The organism is Povalibacter sp. (assembly GCF_036520495.1).
Classification (GTDB): Bacteria; Pseudomonadota; Gammaproteobacteria; order Steroidobacterales; family Steroidobacteraceae; genus Steroidobacter.
Genome location: NZ_DATDJO010000030.1, coordinates 79,007 through 97,329, shown reverse-complemented (window position 1 = coordinate 97,329; position 18,323 = coordinate 79,007). Strand labels below are relative to the sequence as shown.

The following is an 18,323-nucleotide window of genomic DNA, read 5'->3' as shown; positions in this document are numbered from 1 at the left end:
CCGGGCTTCACGGGCGCGTTGCAGCACCCCCAGCTGATCGTCCAACTATCAAGGACAACGTCGATGAGAAGAATGAGTGTCGGATACGAGCGTGGTGTCAGGCCTGCGGATACAGCTCAGCCAGATCCGATCGCCGCGCCGGGTGCTTGGTCCCGGATGGTTCGGGCAGTCGTTCGAGTGCTTTCGCGAGCGCTGCTGAGTTCCATGGGGCGCCGGCGAAGCATGCCCTGTCGAGCTCCAGCAGCAGTGTCGTGATCTCCGGATCGTCGAGGCGAACGGCGACATCACGCAAACCCAGGGGGGGCGAGTTGGGCCATCTTGCTTGCGTCCACTCGAGAAGCGCGCGACGTGCGCTGCGTGCATCGTTGAGCTTGCATGCCGCCAGAAATTCTCTGCGCGCCCGCGCTTCGTCTCGTCCTGGCAAAGGAGCAGCCCGCGGTGTGATGGACCTTGCCGACGCACGTTGCTGATAGAGCCACCAAAGCGCGGCCGCGGCCACCAGCAGGGTCGTCAGGGTGACAAGGATCACCCAACGCGAGTGTGCACTTGCCTCTGCAAGTGGTGAGGCATTGGACTGCTGCATCCCGCCGTTGCCAGTTGCTCCGGTTGCACCTTGCGCGGCAGTGCTCGTTGCACCGCCCGAGCTGGTTCCTGCTACGGCGGGCAATGCCTTGATGGTGAGCGCCGGCAGTTCGACCGTGCGCGGTTGATCGACGCTCGTGTCCCACCACTGAATCTCGAGCGCGGGAACATCGAAATTTCCCGCGTGATCTGCGATGAGTGCCACGCTTTGATCCCGCTCGCCGACGGCGGTGCCGCTCTGCGCACTGTTCTCGAGCTTCGGTTCATCGGGATAGGCACGCAGGCCCGGGGGCAGTTGCAGAAGCGATGCAATGTCTGGCAGCTGGGCCGCGGTGAGACCTTCGGCTCGAAGACGCACATCGAGCGTGATCGGCTCGCCGGCGTGCACCTCGAGGGAATCAGGCTGCCGCTCGCTCGTGAGCGTCAGATTCTTCGCGGGGATCCAGTAGCTCGTCGTGGCTCCAGGCGGCCGCGGTCGTACGTCGAGCGAGATGTTGTCGCCGTGAATGCGGATGGGCCGCGCGGTTTGCATCATGTCCGCTAATGGAAAGTTGTCGAACAGGCCGGAGAACGCGTCGTCGGGGAAGGGACTGCTGCGTGAACCCGAAGGCACGCGCGCGTCGAGTACGGGTCCCGGAATCTGCAGCGCGCCGCTATGTTGCGGGAACAGCAGATAGTCCCGTTCGATGACATCGTAGCTGCGGCCGTTGCGTTGCGTCCGGCTGCTGCGGTCTTTGCCAAGCTGCTCGACGAGCACGTCGCTGCTCGCGGGCAAGTCGAGACTGGCGTTGTAGAGCTGAACGCCGGCCAGGAGTCGTACCGTCAACTTCACGGCGCCCTGCACGTACGGCCGCGAATCGTCCACCCTGGTTTCGAGAAATACGTTGGAGGATTGCGCCTGCTGCGTCGTGCCGGCGGGCGGCGCGCCACTGCTGTCGATCGTGATGGCAATGGGCGAGCTTTGCTCGTTTCCCCAGGTGAGCGCCGGAATCGTGAGCTGCCCGGAACGCCTGGGTGACAGCGTGAGCCTGAGCTGCGTCTCGGACGACATGCTGCCATTCACGATCCGCACGTTGCTGCTGCGGCTCGTCGACAGCACGTCGAAGTCGCGCTTGAGCGGTGCAATGTCGGGCTGTGAGTTCGTATTGCCGTCGTGCGCAAGCGTGAGTGAGATGGTCTCGCCCGGTGCAACCCGAGTGCTGTCCACGGACGCCTCGATCGCTGCCTGGGTCGTCGTGCTCATCAGCCCCGCAGCAAGAAGGACACAGGCCAGAGACAGCGATCTCATTGCGGCTCCCGCTGCGCGCGCTGCCGCCGCAGGTGTTCGAGGAGGAACTTCCGGCGTAGCAGACCGCCGGGATCATCGGGAATCTGTCGCAACCACTGATCGAGTGCGAGCGTCTGCTCGGAGGGAGGCTGATCCGCGGCAGCAGCGACAGGCGTGCCGTTCCGATCGGGCGATTGATCTGTTTGTTGAATGCGTTGGCCAGCCGACCCGCCAGCGTCTTGCGGCTTCGGCTGCACGGCTGTGGACGCGACGTCGCGTTGGGCTTGGGCGGCGTCCTGCTTATCCTGCTCTGCTTTCGACGCGGCGGCCTGGCGGCGCGAATCTTCGCCTCGCTGTGCGGAGGCCTGGGCCTGCTGTGACTGCTGGCCCGGAGATTCTTGCGCGCGCTGATCCTGCTGCTGCCCGGATCCGTTCGTCGCATTCTGCTGGGCGTTCTTGCGCGGCTCGCTACCGCTGCCCGACGGACTTGGCTGTCCGGCCTGCGATTGATCCTGTTTGCCGGGCTGTGACTGGTTACCGGCTTGCGATTGGTCTTGTTTGCCGGGCTGTGACTGATTGCCAGCTTGGGATTGATCCTGTTTTCCTGACTGCGATTGATCCTGCTTGCCGGATTGCGACTGGTTCCCGGCTTGGGATTGATCCTGCTTGCCAGACTGTGACTGATTCGCTGCAGAGCTTTGCTTGCCGGGTTGCGATTCGCCGCCCGATTGCGATTGCGAAGACTGTTGCTGCTTGAGTTGCTCTGCCACGAGCTCGCGATTGCGACGAGCATCCCGGCCCAGTGCTGAGTTAGCTGTCGTTTGCTTGATCGCGTCGTCGTAGGCCGCAAGGGCATTTTCGAGGCTACCGGCGCGTGCCAGTGCGTTGCCTCGGTTGTATTGAGACTGCGGGTCGTGAAAGTCTGCGAGGAGCTGCGCAGCTTCCGCATATTGCCCGGCCTCGATCTGTGCGTACGCGCGCCGCCGCGCGTCTTCGAACTTGCGAGCGGCATCCGCCGCTTTCCCGGAGTCGAGCAGGCGCTGTGCCTGCTGATCCGGCGTCAACCACAGGCTGGACCACGAGGCAGCGTTTGCGGTGCCGCCTGCTGCCAGCATGCTCAGAAGGAGGGCGATGCGCTTCATACCCAGCCTCGTCGCGCGATCATCGTCGCCAACAGCGCCAGCGGTAGCAGGAACCAGATACCCTCGTTGCGCCAGGTCTCGAGCTTCAAGTCCTGCATCTTGTCGCTCGCGAGTTCGCCTGACGGTTGCTGTTGCAATAGTGCGATGAGTTGCCGGGCGTCGCTCAAGGATGCGTACTCACCGTGGCCGGCGGCGGCGAGTTTCTGCAGCAGGTCGGTGGGGATTCCGGCCCCGGCTGCGGTGCCGATGCCGATGACATTGACGCTCGTGCCTTGCGCCCGTAGCGCTGCGGCGGATCGAAGTGCTTGTGATGGATCTGCGAACCCATCGGTCAGGACGACCACTTCCGCATCGCGGCTGGCAACGGCACGCAGAAGCGTATTGGCTTCGTCGAGCGCGGGCGCCAGGGCATCGCCGGGTACGGGCAGCAGGCCGGGCGTCAGCGGCTGCAGCAGCGCACGGACGTTTTCGACATCCGACGTGAGCGGCGTGACTGCATGTGCATCGCCAGCGAAGACGATGAGCCCCACGCGTGCGTCGTGCACGGACGACAGGATATCGTCGATCAGGTAGCGCGCACGTGTGGTCCGATTCGGCGTGACATCGCGCGCGTCCATCGAGGGCGACAGGTCGAGCACCACGATCCAGTCATGCGGCGAACGAAACGCCGGGCTCTGGTCGCGGTGCCACGTCGGCCCGGCGAGGGCAACACTCGCCAATGTCCACACGGCGGCGAATACCCACCATGGCGCGTTATCCCGTCGTCCGCTTTCCAGTCGCATCGCGGGCAGAAGATCGGGGTCGATGACGTGCGACCAGTTGCCGTCGCGCGCACGGCGCAGCGCAGCCCAGGCGATCAACGCCCACAGCGGCACGAGCGCAAGGAGCCACGCGGGGTACAGGAAATGGAATGCAGCAAGTGCGCTCATGTCCAGGTGCGAGTTCCCAGCACGAGCGCCGGCACACTCAACAGGAGTGCCAGCCCGAGCGGCCAGCGGAACCATTCGTCGGCCGGACGCCACCATTGCTCACGGCCGGCGGCTGGCTCCAGCTTGTCGATCTCCCGATAGACCTCCCGCAGCGCGTTGGCGTCCGTCGCCGGGAAGTAGCGGCCACCCGTGATCCTGGCGATGGCTTGCAGCGTGTCCTCATCGAGGTCCATGTTGCCGAACGAGCCGAAAAAACCGCCGTCGCCTGTCGCACCGACTCCGATCGTGTAGATGCGCAGACCTTGCTGCGCGGCGAGCTTCGCCGCCTCCAGAGGCGGTACGGCGCCGGCGTTGCTCTGACCGTCGGTGAGCAGGATCAGCACTGAACGGTTCGCGGCGTTCTGTTGATCCTTGTTGGGTTCCGCACGCTGTCGCTTCAGTGCCAGACCGATGGCATCGCCGATCGCTGTCTCCTGTCCGGCGATCCCGATGGCCGCTTCGTCAAGGAAGCGATGCACGGTGGCCAGATCCGGGCTGAGCGGGGCCTGCAGATAGGGCTGCGTGCCGAAGATGATCAGCCCAACCTGATCGCCGCGGCGGCCGTCGATGAAGTTCCCGGCGACGGCCTGCACGACTTGCAGGCGCGTCGCGTTGTTCGCCATATCCTGTGCTTCCATCGATCCGGAAACGTCCACCGCCAGCATCAGGCGGCGACCGGTGGTGGGAACAGGCAGGGGATCGCCGAGCCATTGCGGGCGGACCGCGGCGGCGACGAGCAGTATCCAGATCAGCACGAACAGCGCTCGCAGGCCGAGTCTTACGCTGTCGCGCTCCGCACTTGCGGTGCCCAACGCAGTAACGAACGGCAGGTAGATCGCCGTGCCTCCCGATTGCGCAGCGGCTCGCAGGCGATAGAGCAACCACGGCAGCGGCAGGAGCAGCGCCATCCACGGCCATGCCACATGCATCATCGAGCCGCCCTCCGTTGCGGATGCGCACGGCGAAGAAACTGATCGGCCGCATCGAACCAGCCCAGCCGATCGGCTTCGCTGATGGGGGCGTGAGTATCTCCGAAGGCTGCGGCAAGCAGTGTGCGACCCGAGTCGCCCGCGAACGCATCGCCACCCGAGTCGATCACGAACTGGAGCCAGGCCTCACCGCTCAGGCGCGCCGTTGCATCATGCCCGAACACCGTGAGTGCATATCGGCGCAGCAGATTCTGAATGCCCCGTGCAGCGCTGGCCGGCTCGATGGCGCGCTCGCGCAGACGCTGCAGCTCGCTTCTCACGAAACGTTGGCGACGCGCAGCGGGACGTTGCAGCCAGAGCAGCGTGAGACCGGCGGCGATGACGATGAGTATGGCCAGTGCCCACCAACCCGGCGCGAGTGGCCACCAGCCGGGCGACGCCGGCGCGGACTCAGGAGCGAGTTGGGTCAGCCAGTCGTTGTTCATGCGGCGACATCGGGTTTCGTGAGCCACTCCGCGAGTGCCTGCTCCACGGGCCGCGTCGTCGTAAGTCGCGTTACGGAAAGCATGAGCCGCTGTGCGAGTGCCGTTACCGACTGTTCGCGCTGCTGCCAGGCCGTGAGCCACTGCTGGTGCACATCGCGACCGTTGAGCGCGCGAATCGCTCCCGGATAGCCCCCCCGAAATCTCCCCGCCGGCAGTCCTTCGTATTCGAGCGGATCGACGATCCAGAACAGGCGGCACTCGCTGTGGGCGGTCAGACGCGCTAACAAGGTGTCGTCGCGCTCGTCGGCTGTTGCGAAATCGCTGAGCACGAGCGAGAGGCTTCCCGGATGCACGAGCGGTGTGAGTGTTTCGAGCGCTGCTCGCAACGTGTGCAGTGGCGGGGCAGGCGAGGTTGGTTGCAGTTCTATAAGTGTGTTGAGGATGGGCAGCACGCCCGCTTCGCGCGAGCGCGGCGGAATGCAGCGAGTCACCGTGCCGTTCGTGACCACCGCACCGATGCGATCGCCGCCGCGTGCGCCGATCCACGCGAGCAGGGCGGCTGCGCGCATCGCGAGCGATGACTTGAGTTGCAATCGGCTGCCGAAATACATCGCCGGATTCAGATCGACGAGCAGCCACACAGGACGCTCACGTTCTTCGCGATAGAGCTTCGTGTGCGGTCGGCCGCGTCGGGCGGTGACGCGCCAGTCTATGCTGCGCGGATCGTCGCCGTGCACGTACTGACGCACCTCTTCGAACTCGAGACCGCGACCGCGGTGCGCACTACGATGACTGCCGAGCAGCAGAGCACGTGCGGGTCCGCTCGATCGCAGTGTCAGTCGATGTGCCGCACCGCGCAGGACGAGCAGCTCGTCGAGATCGACCGGCTTCACGGCGCAGGAACCCTGCGCAGCAGCTCCTCGACGCAAGCCTGTGCAGTGAGCCCGCGTGCCTGCGCGCCGTAATCCAGCAGCAGCCGGTGGCGCAGTGCGTCAGGCGCAATCCGTTGCACGTCTTCGGGAGTGACGAAGTCGCGCCCGTCGAGCCAGGCCAGCGCACGTGCGCAGCGTTCCATCGAAATCGCCGCGCGCGGACTGACTCCCCAGCGCAGCCACGCCTTCAGCTCGTTGCTATAGGCTTCCGGCCGGCGCGTCGCTTCCACGAGCGCGGCAATGTACTCCGCCACCGATTCCGCAAGCGTCAGCCCCAGTACTTCGCGTCGTGCGATGAAGATGGACTCTTGCGTCAGGCGATGCTTTGGCGGGACGAACTCGCGTGCCTCGATTGCTTCGCGCCGCGCGAGCGACATGATCTGCAGGGTCGTCGCACGATCCGGATAGTCGACGGCAACGTGCAGCATGAAGCGATCTATCTGTGCTTCAGGCAGCGGAAACGTTCCTTCCTGCTCGATGGGATTCTGCGTGGCCATGACGAGGAACAGCGGCGGCAGGCGATACGTTGCCGCGCCAACGCTGATCTGGCGCTCCGCCATGGCCTCGAGCAACGCCGATTGCACCTTCGCGGGTGCGCGATTGATCTCGTCGGCGAGGATGAGATTGTGGAACAGCGGGCCGCGCTGGAAACGGAAGGTGCCTTCCTCGGGACGATAGATCTCGGAGCCGGTGAGATCCGCCGGCAGCATGTCTGGCGTGAACTGCACGCGATGAAAGTCGCCTTCGAGTGCATGCGCGAGCGCCTTCACGGCACGCGTCTTCGCCAGTCCGGGCGGGCCTTCGACGAGCAGGTGGCCATCGGCCAGCAAGGTCACGAGCAGACGTTCGACCAGCGCCTGCTGGCCAATGATCTGGTTCGAGAGGTAACCACGAAGTTCCACGAAACGGGCGCGAGCATCCGGCGGCGATGCTGTTTCGAGCTTGGGGAACGTGGCATCCATTGTGATGACTCTCTCGTTGACGGAAACGGGTCGCGCCGATCTCGACACGGAAACTGACTTCCAGTTTTCGGACGAACGCGGCCGCCGCCACGCGGCTGGCGCGCGGCTGAGCATTGGAATCCATCGTGATCGGCGCGGCGCACGCGCTCTATCCCACAAACGGGGGAATCTTGTGCAATGCAGCGGGTTGCGTCGGTTCTGGGGTCGGTCCGCCCCGCCAGTCCTTTATTAATGTTTACGCCAACTTAGCGTACCCACGCAGCTCCGCGGACGGCGAGCGCGAGGATTAAGAATTCGCCATCAGTTGCGGCGATGGCGCTGATTCGCGCCGGGCGACTGAGAAGGTTCTGCTTTGGAGGTTCCTTCGAGCCGTGTTTGAAATACTGGTGCTATTGAAACGAGGTTGCGACGAGGAGCGTTGTCGCGTTCAGATCGGGGTGATGCTCGTGGGACAGCCAATCGCCAGCGTCGAGCAGATGAGTCGCGAACGAATGGCGAAGGAACTCGCCAACGGCTCACACGTCGATCGCGTCGTACACCACGACTTTCTGCCACAGGCTCGAGCAGTCTTCGACGAACTTACGATGCACCGGGTGTTTCTGGTAGGCGCTTTGCGCCGCTTCGTCGTCGAACAGCATTACCTCGGACACATCGAAGCTGGCATCCACCACATCTCTTTGTTCGGTATTTGCTGGAACGCCGATGTGAAGTTCGCGGATCGCATCTATCTGCCGCAGCGTTTTCAGTCCGGCGATCAAGCGTTCCCGATCTTCGCGCGAGCCGGGGCGCTTCAACCAGAAGAGTGCATGATGAACGAGGTAACGTTTGTCGGTCTGGTTCGTTGCCACCGCCGTTCCCGCGGCGCCTGCAGTGAGTGCTGCCATGCTCAGGATGACTGTGCGCCGACTGGGATCGTTCATCTGTCGTCCCGCTCCGTTACGAAAGTGTGGGAAAGCGTGTGAGACATCGAAGCATCAGAAGCGCTGGGCCTGTTCGGTTGCCCAGCTCTTGCCGTTTCCGGCCTGCGCGAGCGGAACACATCCACGATAGGGACCGGGAACAGGGTTGTATTGCAGCACCTGACTCGATCCCGGCAGCGAAGTGAAGTAGCCGAGCAGGGTGAGTTCACGAGTCATGAGCATGAACGGTCTCGGCAACCGCTCGGGACCGGGATGGGCACGCTCCGCCGCCATCGCGGTTTCTGTCGCGGATCTGACCGTGGCGACCTGAGTATCGCGATCAAGCTGTGCGAAGCCGCGCTTGTAGTGATGGCGAGTCTGCGACACGAAGTCGCTCAATCCGGCGATGAAGCGGTCCTGATCGGCTTTCGGATAGACGTCCTTCAGCATCCGATCGATCAATGCCGGTATCCCGATATCTTTCGCACCCGGCGTGTCCGTGCGCGGAATGATGATCTCGGCCACGTCGCCGACCAGTGCAGCTTGTTCCTGCGTCAGGAAGACCGGTGTCCAGGCCGGATCCGAGTGTGCAGAGCACCCGCTGAGCATACCCAGCACGGCAGGGGCGGAAATGGTTCCGCCCATCAACCAGGCGACCTGTTGCAGCGCTTCGCGTCGATTCATGGTCGCTTGCCCTTTAGATATTCATTCGTTTGAGTTCTTCGACTGCGTGGTTGGCAGCGCGCGCGGTCAAGGCCATATACGTCAGCGAAGGGTTCTGGCAGGCGCTCGATGTCATGCAGGAACCATCAGTGACGTAGACATTCTTGCAGGCATGTATCTGGTTCCACTCATTGAGAACCGAGGTCTTCGGATCGCGTCCCATGCGAGCCGTTCCCATCTCATGAATACCCAGCCCCATGCTGTAACCGCGATCGAACTGACGAACATTGCTGTAGCCGGCCGCTTCGAGCATGGCGGCCGCTTCGCTGGCCATGTCGCCGCGCATCTTCTGTTCGTTCGCACCGATGGCGGCGTCGAAGGTCAGCGTCGGCAAGCCATGCTTGTCCTTCCTGTTCCGATCCAGGGTTACGCGATTGTGGTGATAGGGCAGGATCTCACCGAAACCTCCCAGCGAGACGGTCCACGGTCCCGGGGTCGTCGCCTTCTGCTTGAGGTCCTCACCCAGTGCCGGATCGCTCATCAGCTGTGTCCAGTTGCGTCGTGAGGCGCCGCCCTGATAGCCGAAACCGCGCAGATAGTCGCGCTTGTCCTTGCCGATGTTGACGAAGCGCGGAATGTAGACGCCGTTCGGCCGCTGGCCGACGTAGTACTGATCCTCGAAGCCATCGACGACGGCGAGAGCGCCGACCTGCAGATGGTGATCCATGATGTTGCAACCAAGCTCGCCGCTATCGTTGCCGAAGCCGTTGGGAAACCGGCTGGAGGTCGAGTTCATCAGGACATGCGCGGAGCCGAAGGTGGACGCACACAGGAAGATAACGCGTGCAGTGAATTCGAGCTGCTCGTTGGTTTCCGCGTCGAGGACACGCACACCACTGGCGCGGCCGGCCTTTTTTTCGTAGATCAATTCGTACACGACGGAGTTCGGCCGCAGTGTCATGTTGCCGGTCTTCTCGGCCGCCGGCAGGGTGCTGGAATTGCTGCTGAAATAGGCGCCGAACGGACAGCCGCGCATGCAGAGATTGCGGCTCTGGCAAATGCCCCGTTGCGGACTGTGGGCCAATGGCGCGGTCAGATGCGCGGCCCGGCCGATCGTCATGACCCGGCCGAACTTCTCCGCGAGTGATTGCTTCAAATGCTTTTCGACGCAATTCATCTCCATCGGGGGAAGAAAAGCACCATCGGGCAGCTGTTCCAATCCTTCGCTCTGGCCGCTCACACCGATGAATCGTTCGACATGGTCGTACCACGGTTCGACGTCGCGATAGCGAATCGGCCAGTCGACCGCTACTCCGTCCTTCGCGTTCGCTTCGAAATCCATCGGACTCCAGCGATAGGACTGTCGTCCCCACAGCAGCGAACGGCCGCCTACGTGATAACCGCGCACCCAGTCGAAGCGCTGCGTTTCACCGTAGGGGTGCTCGGCATCGTCCAGCCACCAGTGCTTGGTGGCCTGGGTGACGGCATAGTTGGTTCGCGCCGCGGTCGCATGGCGCCGCAGGTCTTCCTGGGTCGCGCGGCCGCCGTAGGGCAGCTCCCACGGATCCTTGGTCGCGGTCGGATAGTCGCCATGGCGCACCATGCGTCCTCGATCGAGGACCAGTGTCTTGAGACCTTTCTCGGTCAATTCCTTGGCCGCCCATCCACCGCTGATGCCCGTGCCGATCACGATTGCATCGAAGGCATTGTTCTTGTCTGGCGCCATTGCCCGCACTCGATTCGCCCCTGATGCGGCGACTGTAACGCGAACGACTTACGATATTGAAGAGCCACAATTACGGCGGGTATCGAACTATTGATGACGCAATGGCAGTTCGTGTCGGCAGTGTCGGATGTTGGCTATGCTTCCCGCGCGCCGTGTCGGCGTGTCGTCAGGGGTCTCGTTACATGCGCGTTGCCAGAAGCCTGACGGTCCTGATTGCGCTGCTGTGGTGGTTCGATTCGGGCTACGCCGGTCCGGATGACGAGGAGTGGATCTCGCTGTTCAACGGACGCGACCTCAGCGGATGGACGCCAAAGATCACCAGGCATTCGCTGGGTGACAACTACGCGAATACGTTCCAGGTCGAAGACGGTGTCCTGCGCGTGAACTACGATGGCTATCGGGCCTTCGATCGAAGGTTCGGGCACCTGTTCTACGCGAAACCGTTCAGCTACTACCGGCTCGTCGTCGAATACCGTTTCGTCGGGGAGCAGGCGCCGCAAGGACCGGGAAGCTGGGCGGTGCGCAACAGCGGCGTGATGCTGCATTCACAGGATCCGCGGTCGATGACGCGGAACCAGGACTTCCCCATCTCGATCGAAGCGCAGTTCCTGGGGGGATTGGGCGATGGAGTTGCGCGTCCGACACTCAATGTGTGTACGCCCGGCACAGAAGTCGTCTACGACGGCTCCTTGTTGCCAACGCACTGCTTCGACTCGAAGTCGAAGACCTTCGATGGCGACCAGTGGGTGCGGGCCGAGATCCTCGTGCTCGGCAGCGCCACGATCACGCACAAGGTCAACGGCGAGACCGTCCTGGAGTATTCACTGCCGCAGTATGGCGGCGGCGCGGTGAATGAATTCGAGCCGGCCGCCAAGCCGGATGGCCAATTGATCGAAGGCGGCTACCTGGCGTTGCAGAGCGAGTCGCACCCGATCGAATTCCGCAAAGTCGAGTTGCTCAGTCTTGCGGGTTGCATGGATCACAAGGCGATCAACTACAAGAGCTACTTCGTCAGATCGATGCCCGCGGAGTGCCGCTACAGTACCGACCGATAGTCAGCTGCTGACCGGTATCAGGGCGCGCAGGCCCTGCGGGGACAGCACATGTTCCACACCGAGTACGACGGCGCCGATGATCCCCGCGCGGTTACCCAGCGTGCTGAGTTCGACGGAAAGCCTGCGCGTGGCGAGCGGCAGCGCGCGCCGATAGACGACGGAGCGGACGCCAGCCAGCATCTCATCGCCGAACTGCGTCATGCGCCCGCCCAGCACGATGACTCCAGGATTGAAGAAGTGAACGAGCATGGCGATCACTTCGCCGATCTCACCCGCCGCAGTACGAACCAGGGCGTGCAGCTGGCCGTCGACTGAGTCCGAAGACTGGGCAGGATTGCCGGTGCCTTCACCGCCCGCTTTGCGCAGGATCGCAGCATACGATGCAAATGCCTCGATACAGCCGACGCCACCGCATCGACAGACCTCCTCGTGTCCGGGCACGCGAACGTGCCCGATGTCGCCGGCCGCGCCGTCGGCTCCGCGGTGCAGTTGCCCGTCGTGAGTCACGATTCCGCAGCCGATGCCCGTCGACGCCTTGACATACAACAGCGGACATTGCGAAGCGGGGCGACAGCGCGCTTCGCCGAGCGCCATCAGGTTGACGTCATTGTCCACCAGAACCGGTGCAGAGAACGCGACCTGGAAAGAGGCGGGAACGGCATAGTTGTCCCAGCCCGGCATGATGGGAGGGCGCACGGGTACGCCGCTGGCAAAGTCGACCGGTGCCGGCAGACCCACCACGATGAGCCGCACGTTGTGCGGCTCTATCTGATGTTCGGCGAGCATCTGCAGGAATTCGGCGCGCACTTCCGCGAGCACGGGCTCGGGTCCGCGTGCCACATCCGTCTTGATCGAGCGTTCGGCCAGGAAGTGCTGGCCGAAATCCGCGATCGCCAATCGTCCGCGGGCCGCACCGATATCGGCGACCAGAATGACGCCCGCCTGCGGATTCAAGGTCAGCACGGAGGGCGGACGGCCGCGTGCGCCGGCCTCTGCCTCGTGCTCGGCGATCAGGTTGATTCGCAGCAGCGGCGCCAGATGCTCGGACACTGTCGAGCGTGCGAGCCCCGTCACCCGGGCCAGTTCGGAGCGGGACGTGGCCTGTCCGGACGCGACCAGCCTCGCGAGATAGCTGCTCAGGTTCAAAGCATGATTGGTCTGTGCGGACGGCGCGGTCCGGGGTAAACCGAGATTCAACCAGGGGAGCATGGCCTCTCTCTTTTCGTCGATGTCCGAAGTAAACCTGTCGATATACAGACCGCAGTGTGCGGATTTATTCTGGCAGAAAGAATGCAAATGAGTCTGGCCGCTTGTGCTGGCCGCTTCTGCAATCAGGTAAGGGGGAATCATGTGGACACGGCGTCGTTTCTTGCAGAATTCTTCGCTGGCGGTGGCGGCGATGACTTGTCTACCCGCGGATGCGTCGCCGGCCAGGGGTCCGCTCGGACGCCCCATCGGGCTGCAGATCTATACGGTGAGGGAGGCGGCGGCCAAGGACCTGCCGGGAACACTCAGGGCCATCGCAGACATCGGTTACACCGGAGTTGAGCTGGCAGGTCCCGTGCGACCGGTGGCAGAGATGCAGGCGCTGCGCGCAGACACCGGACTCAGCTTTCCCAGCATGCATTCGAATATGGTCGACCTGAAGACCAAGGCGCAGGAACGCATCGACTACGCAAAGGCGCTCGGGGTCCAGTACCTGGTCTGTTCCTTCCCGGCGACCGCCGATGGGCGATCCCTTCCGAGCGGCTCGCAAGGTGCAGAGATGACACTCGATGACTGGAAGTGGAATGCGGAGCAGTTGAATCGGGTCGGCGAGCTTGCGCGCAAGTCCGGTGTCCATTTCGGTTATCACAATCACAACATCGAATTTCGTTCCTTCGATGGTGTCATCGCGTTCGACGAACTGCTGCGCCTGACGGATCCGGCGCTGGTGTCGCTGGAGCTGGATATCGCCTGGGTGGTCACCGCCGGTCAGGACCCGGTGGCCTATCTCAAGAAGTACGCGTCGCGCATTACGCAGTTGCATGTGAAGGATGTACGCAAGGATCTGAAGGTGACCACCGAGCTGCAGGCGCAGACGACCGAAGTAGGCAGCGGTGCGATCGACTGGCAGGCGCTCTTCGCGGCTGCCGATCCCGTGCACATCCAGCACTACTACGTCGAGCAGGAGAACTTCGACCGCAGTCCGCTCGAGTCCATCAAGATCAGCTACGACTACCTGAGGAAGCTCGGCGCGAACGCCTGAACGCTGCGAGGACGCCCCATGGCTACGATCAAAGGTCCAGGCATCTTCCTGGCGCAGTTCGCAGGCGCCGAGCCGCCGTTCAATGACCTGCGGACCATCGCGCGCTGGGCCGCTGAGCTTGGCTACAAGGGTGTGCAGATTCCGACCTGGGAGTCGCGCCTGTTCGATCTCGAACGCGCGGCGGACAGCGATGCCTACTGCGATGAGATCAAGGGAATTCTCGCGGAAGAGGGCATTGCGATCACCGAATTGTCGACCCATCTGCAAGGGCAGCTGGTCGCGGTGCATCCGGCCTACGATGAAGCCTTCGATGGCTTCGCGCCGCCCTCGATGCGAGGCAATCCGCGTGCGCGCCAGCAATGGGCCGTCGAACAGTTGCGCAAGGCGGCGCATGCTTCGCAGCGTCTGGGTCTCAAGGCGCATGCCACGTTCTCAGGTGCGCTCGCCTGGCCTTATCTCTATCCCTGGCCGCAGCGTCCCGCCGGCCTCGTGGAAACGGCCTTCGACGAACTGGCGAATCGCTGGCGTCCGATCCTGGATGCGTTCGATGCCGCGGGGGTCGACCTCTGCTACGAGATTCATCCGGGCGAGGACCTGTTCGACGGCGTCACGTTCGAGCGCTTCCTGCAGGGCGTCGGCAATCATCCGCGTTGTCACATGCTCTACGACCCGAGCCACTTCGTGCTGCAACAGCTCGACTATCTCGGCTTCATCGATGTCTACCACTCGCGCATCCGCATGTTTCACGTCAAGGACGCGGAGTTCAGGCCCAGTGCCCGACAGGGGGTGTACGGCGGCTACCAGCCGTGGATCGACCGGGCTGGTCGATTCCGTTCGCTCGGTGACGGCCAGGTCGATTTCGGCGGCATCTTTTCGAAGCTCACTCAATATGGGTACGACGGCTGGGCGGTGCTGGAATGGGAGTGCTGCATCAAGCATCCGGAGCAGGGTGCTGCCGAAGGCGCGCCGTTCATCCAGCGACATCTGATCCGCACCACGGACAAGGCCTTCGATGATTTCGCGGGCGCCGGAACGGATGCGGCGGCCAATCGTCGGATGCTGGGACTCGGCTAGTGGCTGCACGCCTCAGGCTCGGCATGATCGGCGGCGGTCGCGGCGCTTTCATAGGCGCCGTGCATCGAATGGCATCGCGTCTGGACGACCGGTACGAGCTCGTGGCTGGCGCGTTTTCCTCCGATGCACAGCGTTCGCGCGATAGCGGGGCCGATCTTCACCTCGCGTCTGATCGTTGTTACGCAACGCTCGAGGAGATGGTCAGCCGGGAGCGGCAACGCGCAGATCGAGTGGATGCCATCGCCATCGTCACACCCAATCATTTGCACTACCGGGCGGCGAAGCTATGCCTCGACGCCGGCTTCCACGTGATCTGCGACAAGCCGCTGACGACAACGCTGGAGGACGCCGAGGACCTCGTGAGCACTGCAGAGAGCGTGCGGCGTGTGTTCGCGGTGACCTACAACTACAGCGGCTATCCGCTGGTGCGACAGGCGCGGCAGATGATCGCCGAGGGACTGCTGGGCGATCTGCGCGTCGCGCAGATCGAGTACGCGCAGGATTGGCTGGCGACGGATCTCGAAACCGCCGGCAACAAGCAGGCGGCGTGGCGTGTCGACCCGCAGCGCAGCGGCGTTGCCGGTGCCATAGGAGACATCGGCACTCACGCCTTTCATCTGGCGGAGTTCATCACCGGCGTGCAGGTTGCGAAGCTCGCGGCCGATCTTTCGACTCAAGTGACCGGACGCCGGCTGGACGACAACGGCCAGATGTTGCTGCGGTTCGCGAACGGCGCGAGCGGTTCGCTGTGGGCCAGCCAGGTGGCACCCGGCAACGAGAACGGGCTGCGCGTGCGTCTCTACGGATCGAAAGCGGGCATCGAATGGTCGCAGGAACACCCGAATCAGTTGCGTTTTGCGCCGCTGGGCGAGCAGCCACGCTTCATTACGCGCGGCGGCGCCGGGCTGGGGCGCTCGGCCACTGCGGCCTCGCGCGTGCCGTCGGGACATCCGGAGGGCTACATCGAGGCGTTCGCGCAAATCTATTCGGACACAGCCGATCTCATCCTGGCCGCGAACCAGGGTAGAGCCGCAGGCGAGGGCGCGTTGCTGGTGCCGACGGTCAGCGATGGCTTGCGCGGTGTGCGGTTCATTCACGCTGCCGTGGAATCCAGCAGGCGTGACGCCGCCTGGACCAACATCTAGCGTCTCAAGACTTTCGCTCCGGGGGGAATGAATGAATACAACAACTGAACCCGCCAACAACAGACTGTTCATCACCTGCTTTGCCGCACTGGTTGCAACGTCCTTCTGCTTCGTGCTGCGTGCATTCGTCATCGACGATTGGGGGCATGAGTTCAATCTCTCGGCAACCCAGAAAGGCGAACTGCTGGGTGTCGGGCTGTGGCCGTTCTCGATCAGCATCGTGCTGCTGAGTCTGTTGATCGATCGCGTCGGATTTCGCGCGGTGCTCTGGGTGGCCGTTGCGTGTCACCTGATCGGCACATCGGTCACGTTGTTCGCGACCGGATACTGGTCGCTCTACATCGGGACGTTCGTCCTCGCACTGGGCAACGGCGCCGTCGAGGCGGCGGTGAATCCAATCATCGCCACGGCGTATCGTCACGACAAGACGAAGTGGCTGAACATGCTGCACGCGGGATGGCCCGGCGGATTGGTGCTGGGCGGATTGCTGGCGCTGGCACAGGGCACCGGTGTCGATTGGCGCTGGAAGATCGGCCTCGTGATTGTCCCCGTCGTCGTGTACTCCATCCTGCTGCTGCGTCAGCGCTTCCCGGTGAGCGAGCGCGTGGCTGCGGGTGTGTCTTACCGCCAGATGCTGGCGGAAGCGGGCTACATCAGCGCGCTGATCGTGGCCGCACTCATCGTCATCGAAGTGGGCCGGGTGTTCGACTGGTCGCTGCTGTTGCAGGCGTTGCTGATCGTCGCTGCGACGGCGTACTACGCGTACTACACGCGTTCTCCCGGCCGCGGGTTGTTCATCGTCATGCTGCTCATCATGATGCCGCTCGCAACGACCGAACTCGGCACTGATAGCTGGATCACCTCGTTGCTCGAACCCGAGGTGGTCAGCATGGGACTGCAATCGGGCTGGGTACTCGTGTACACCTCCGCGCTGATGCTGGTACTGCGTCTGTTTGCCGGACCGCTGGTCCATCGCTTCTCGCCGCTCGGTCTGCTGGCGCTGTGTTCGGCGATCGCGGCGATCGGTCTCTATGGTTTGTCGGAGGCTACCGGCGTAACGGTGCTGCTGGCAGCGACGATCTATGGTGTAGGCAAGAGTTTCTTCTGGCCCACCTCGATCGGATTCGTCGCCGAGCAGTTTCCCAAGGGCGGGGCCGTGACCATGAATGTGCTCGCGGGTGTCGGCATGCTTGGCGTCGGGATCGTGGGCTCAGTGCTGCTTGGCACGATTCAGGACCGCGCCATCGGCAGTTCCCTGGCAGAACACGATGCACAGCACGGCACGCAGTTGCATGCCACGTACTTCACCAACGAAAAGAGCGGCGCGTTCGGGCGTTATCTGGCGCTCGACGAGATGAAGGTGAACGCCGCTGACGAAGAGACACGCACGGTCGTGAATTCTGTAGTGGCAGGAAGCAAAAGGACCGCACTGAAGTCGGTCGCCGTCCTGCCGCTCATCACGCTGGGTGCGTACCTGCTGCTGATCCTGTATTTCCGCCGGCGTGGCGGCTACCGGGCCGTCGCGCTGGGTCACGCGCCGCCGCTCACCTGATCGAGAACCCATCAGCCAGGAGATGCGTTGTGAAACTACGATCGGTTCTGATAGCCCTATACCTCGCGCTCGCAGGATTCTTCATGAACGGTGCCGTCCATGCCGCGGACGACTGGCGTCCGCTCTTCAATGGCAAGGACCTCGATGGCTGGAGCCATGTGGGGCCCGGGCGGTTCGTCGTGGAGAACGGTCTGCTCAGAACCGAGGGCGGCATGGGATTGCTGTGGTACACGCGCGAGAAATTCGGCAATGCATCCATCCGTGTGGTGTATCGCGCACCGGATCCGCAGGAGGCTGGCAATGCAGGAGTGTTCATACGCATTCCGGAGGAGCCGACCGAGCCCTGGATGCCTGTCAACAAGGGCTATGAAGTACAGATCGACGACAGCGATGACGACATGCATCGCACGGGTGTGCTGTATTCGTTCACCAAGGCGCGCGCCAGGCCGGAACTGCGCGAGTGGAACACGATGGAGATTACGCTCGACGGCGATCGCACCGTGGTCACGGTGAACGATGTCGTCGTAACGGATTTTCGCGAAGGCGACCCGGTGCCGGGCAAACTCAAACCTTGCGAGCCGGAGCGCGGGCCGCGACCGACGTCCGGCTATATCGGACTGCAGAACCACGGGGAGTCGGACGTGGTCCTGTTCCGTGAGATCAGCGTGCGACGATGAGCAGGATGGCCTTCGAG

Annotated in this window: 17 protein-coding genes; 6 read left to right on the top strand and 11 right to left on the bottom strand. The window is 63.3% G+C overall.

The window, feature by feature from the left end; genetic code table 11:
- Positions 1-97: 97 nt before the first annotated feature.
- The 10 genes from VIZ63_RS11335 to VIZ63_RS11290 all read right to left on the bottom strand — a co-directional run bounded on the left by VIZ63_RS11335 (position 98) and on the right by VIZ63_RS11290 (position 10,555).
- Positions 98-1,870 carry a BatD family protein gene (locus tag VIZ63_RS11335; RefSeq protein ID WP_331609718.1) on the bottom strand — a complete coding sequence of 591 codons (1,773 nt, stop codon included), beginning with the start codon at positions 1,868-1,870 and terminating at the stop codon, positions 98-100.
- Positions 1,867-2,991: a hypothetical protein gene (locus VIZ63_RS11330; RefSeq protein WP_331609717.1), complete on the bottom strand. Its 1,125-nt coding sequence runs from the start codon at positions 2,989-2,991 to the stop codon at positions 1,867-1,869. The genes VIZ63_RS11335 and VIZ63_RS11330 overlap by 4 nt, the downstream gene beginning before the upstream one ends.
- Positions 2,988-3,920, bottom strand: a complete 933-nt coding sequence (locus VIZ63_RS11325; protein WP_331609716.1) for a vWA domain-containing protein — start codon at positions 3,918-3,920, stop codon at positions 2,988-2,990. Before VIZ63_RS11325 ends, VIZ63_RS11330 begins: the two co-directional genes overlap by 4 nt.
- Positions 3,917-4,891, bottom strand: a complete 975-nt coding sequence (locus tag VIZ63_RS11320; RefSeq protein WP_331609715.1) for a VWA domain-containing protein — start codon at positions 4,889-4,891, stop codon at positions 3,917-3,919. Before VIZ63_RS11320 ends, VIZ63_RS11325 begins: the two co-directional genes overlap by 4 nt.
- Positions 4,888-5,373 (bottom strand): DUF4381 domain-containing protein, encoded by a 486-nt coding sequence (locus tag VIZ63_RS11315; protein WP_331609714.1) that lies wholly within the window; start codon positions 5,371-5,373, stop codon positions 4,888-4,890. Before VIZ63_RS11315 ends, VIZ63_RS11320 begins: the two co-directional genes overlap by 4 nt.
- Positions 5,370-6,266 (bottom strand): DUF58 domain-containing protein, encoded by an 897-nt coding sequence (locus VIZ63_RS11310; protein ID WP_331609713.1) that lies wholly within the window; start codon positions 6,264-6,266, stop codon positions 5,370-5,372. The genes VIZ63_RS11315 and VIZ63_RS11310 overlap by 4 nt, the downstream gene beginning before the upstream one ends.
- Complete coding sequence (locus VIZ63_RS11305; RefSeq protein ID WP_331609712.1) at positions 6,263-7,267, bottom strand: MoxR family ATPase; 1,005 nt, start codon at positions 7,265-7,267, stop codon at positions 6,263-6,265. The genes VIZ63_RS11310 and VIZ63_RS11305 overlap by 4 nt, the downstream gene beginning before the upstream one ends.
- Positions 7,268-7,782: 515 nt before the next feature.
- Complete coding sequence (locus VIZ63_RS11300; protein ID WP_331609711.1) at positions 7,783-8,187, bottom strand: Dabb family protein; 405 nt, start codon at positions 8,185-8,187, stop codon at positions 7,783-7,785.
- Positions 8,188-8,241: 54 nt separating this feature from the next.
- Positions 8,242-8,850 (bottom strand): gluconate 2-dehydrogenase subunit 3 family protein, encoded by a 609-nt coding sequence (locus VIZ63_RS11295; RefSeq protein WP_331609710.1) that lies wholly within the window; start codon positions 8,848-8,850, stop codon positions 8,242-8,244.
- Between the two features lie 13 nt (positions 8,851-8,863).
- Entirely contained in the window at positions 8,864-10,555 is a 1,692-nt protein-coding gene (locus VIZ63_RS11290) for a GMC family oxidoreductase (protein WP_331609709.1), read from the bottom strand.
- A gap of 182 nt (positions 10,556-10,737) precedes the next feature.
- Between VIZ63_RS11290 and VIZ63_RS11285 the strand changes: the two genes are divergently transcribed.
- The gene (locus VIZ63_RS11285; protein WP_331609708.1) at positions 10,738-11,610 is read left to right on the top strand and encodes a DUF1080 domain-containing protein; all 873 of its coding nucleotides are present in this window, start codon (positions 10,738-10,740) and stop codon (positions 11,608-11,610) included.
- Here VIZ63_RS11285 and VIZ63_RS11280 read toward each other — a convergent pair whose 3' ends face one another.
- Entirely contained in the window at positions 11,611-12,819 is a 1,209-nt protein-coding gene (locus VIZ63_RS11280) for an ROK family transcriptional regulator (RefSeq protein WP_331609707.1), read from the bottom strand.
- A 139-nt stretch (positions 12,820-12,958) separates the two neighbouring features.
- On the opposite strand from VIZ63_RS11280, the gene VIZ63_RS11275 reads away from it, so the two are divergent.
- From VIZ63_RS11275 to VIZ63_RS11255, 5 genes are all read left to right on the top strand, one after another.
- Positions 12,959-13,858, top strand: a complete 900-nt coding sequence (locus tag VIZ63_RS11275) for a sugar phosphate isomerase/epimerase (protein WP_331609706.1) — start codon at positions 12,959-12,961, stop codon at positions 13,856-13,858.
- An 18-nt stretch (positions 13,859-13,876) separates the two neighbouring features.
- A complete protein-coding gene (locus VIZ63_RS11270; protein ID WP_331609705.1) occupies positions 13,877-14,932 on the top strand; it encodes a sugar phosphate isomerase/epimerase in 1,056 nt (351 codons plus the stop codon).
- Positions 14,933-14,955: 23 nt separating this feature from the next.
- Positions 14,956-16,077 carry a Gfo/Idh/MocA family oxidoreductase gene (locus tag VIZ63_RS11265; protein WP_349261173.1) on the top strand — a complete coding sequence of 374 codons (1,122 nt, stop codon included), beginning with the start codon at positions 14,956-14,958 and terminating at the stop codon, positions 16,075-16,077.
- Between the two features lie 31 nt (positions 16,078-16,108).
- Positions 16,109-17,629 (top strand): MFS transporter, encoded by a 1,521-nt coding sequence (locus tag VIZ63_RS11260; protein WP_331609703.1) that lies wholly within the window; start codon positions 16,109-16,111, stop codon positions 17,627-17,629.
- Positions 17,630-17,712: 83 nt separating this feature from the next.
- On the top strand, positions 17,713-18,306 hold the full coding sequence (locus tag VIZ63_RS11255) for a DUF1080 domain-containing protein (RefSeq protein ID WP_331609702.1): 594 nt from the start codon (positions 17,713-17,715) through the stop codon (positions 18,304-18,306).
- Positions 18,307-18,323 lie beyond the last annotated feature (17 nt).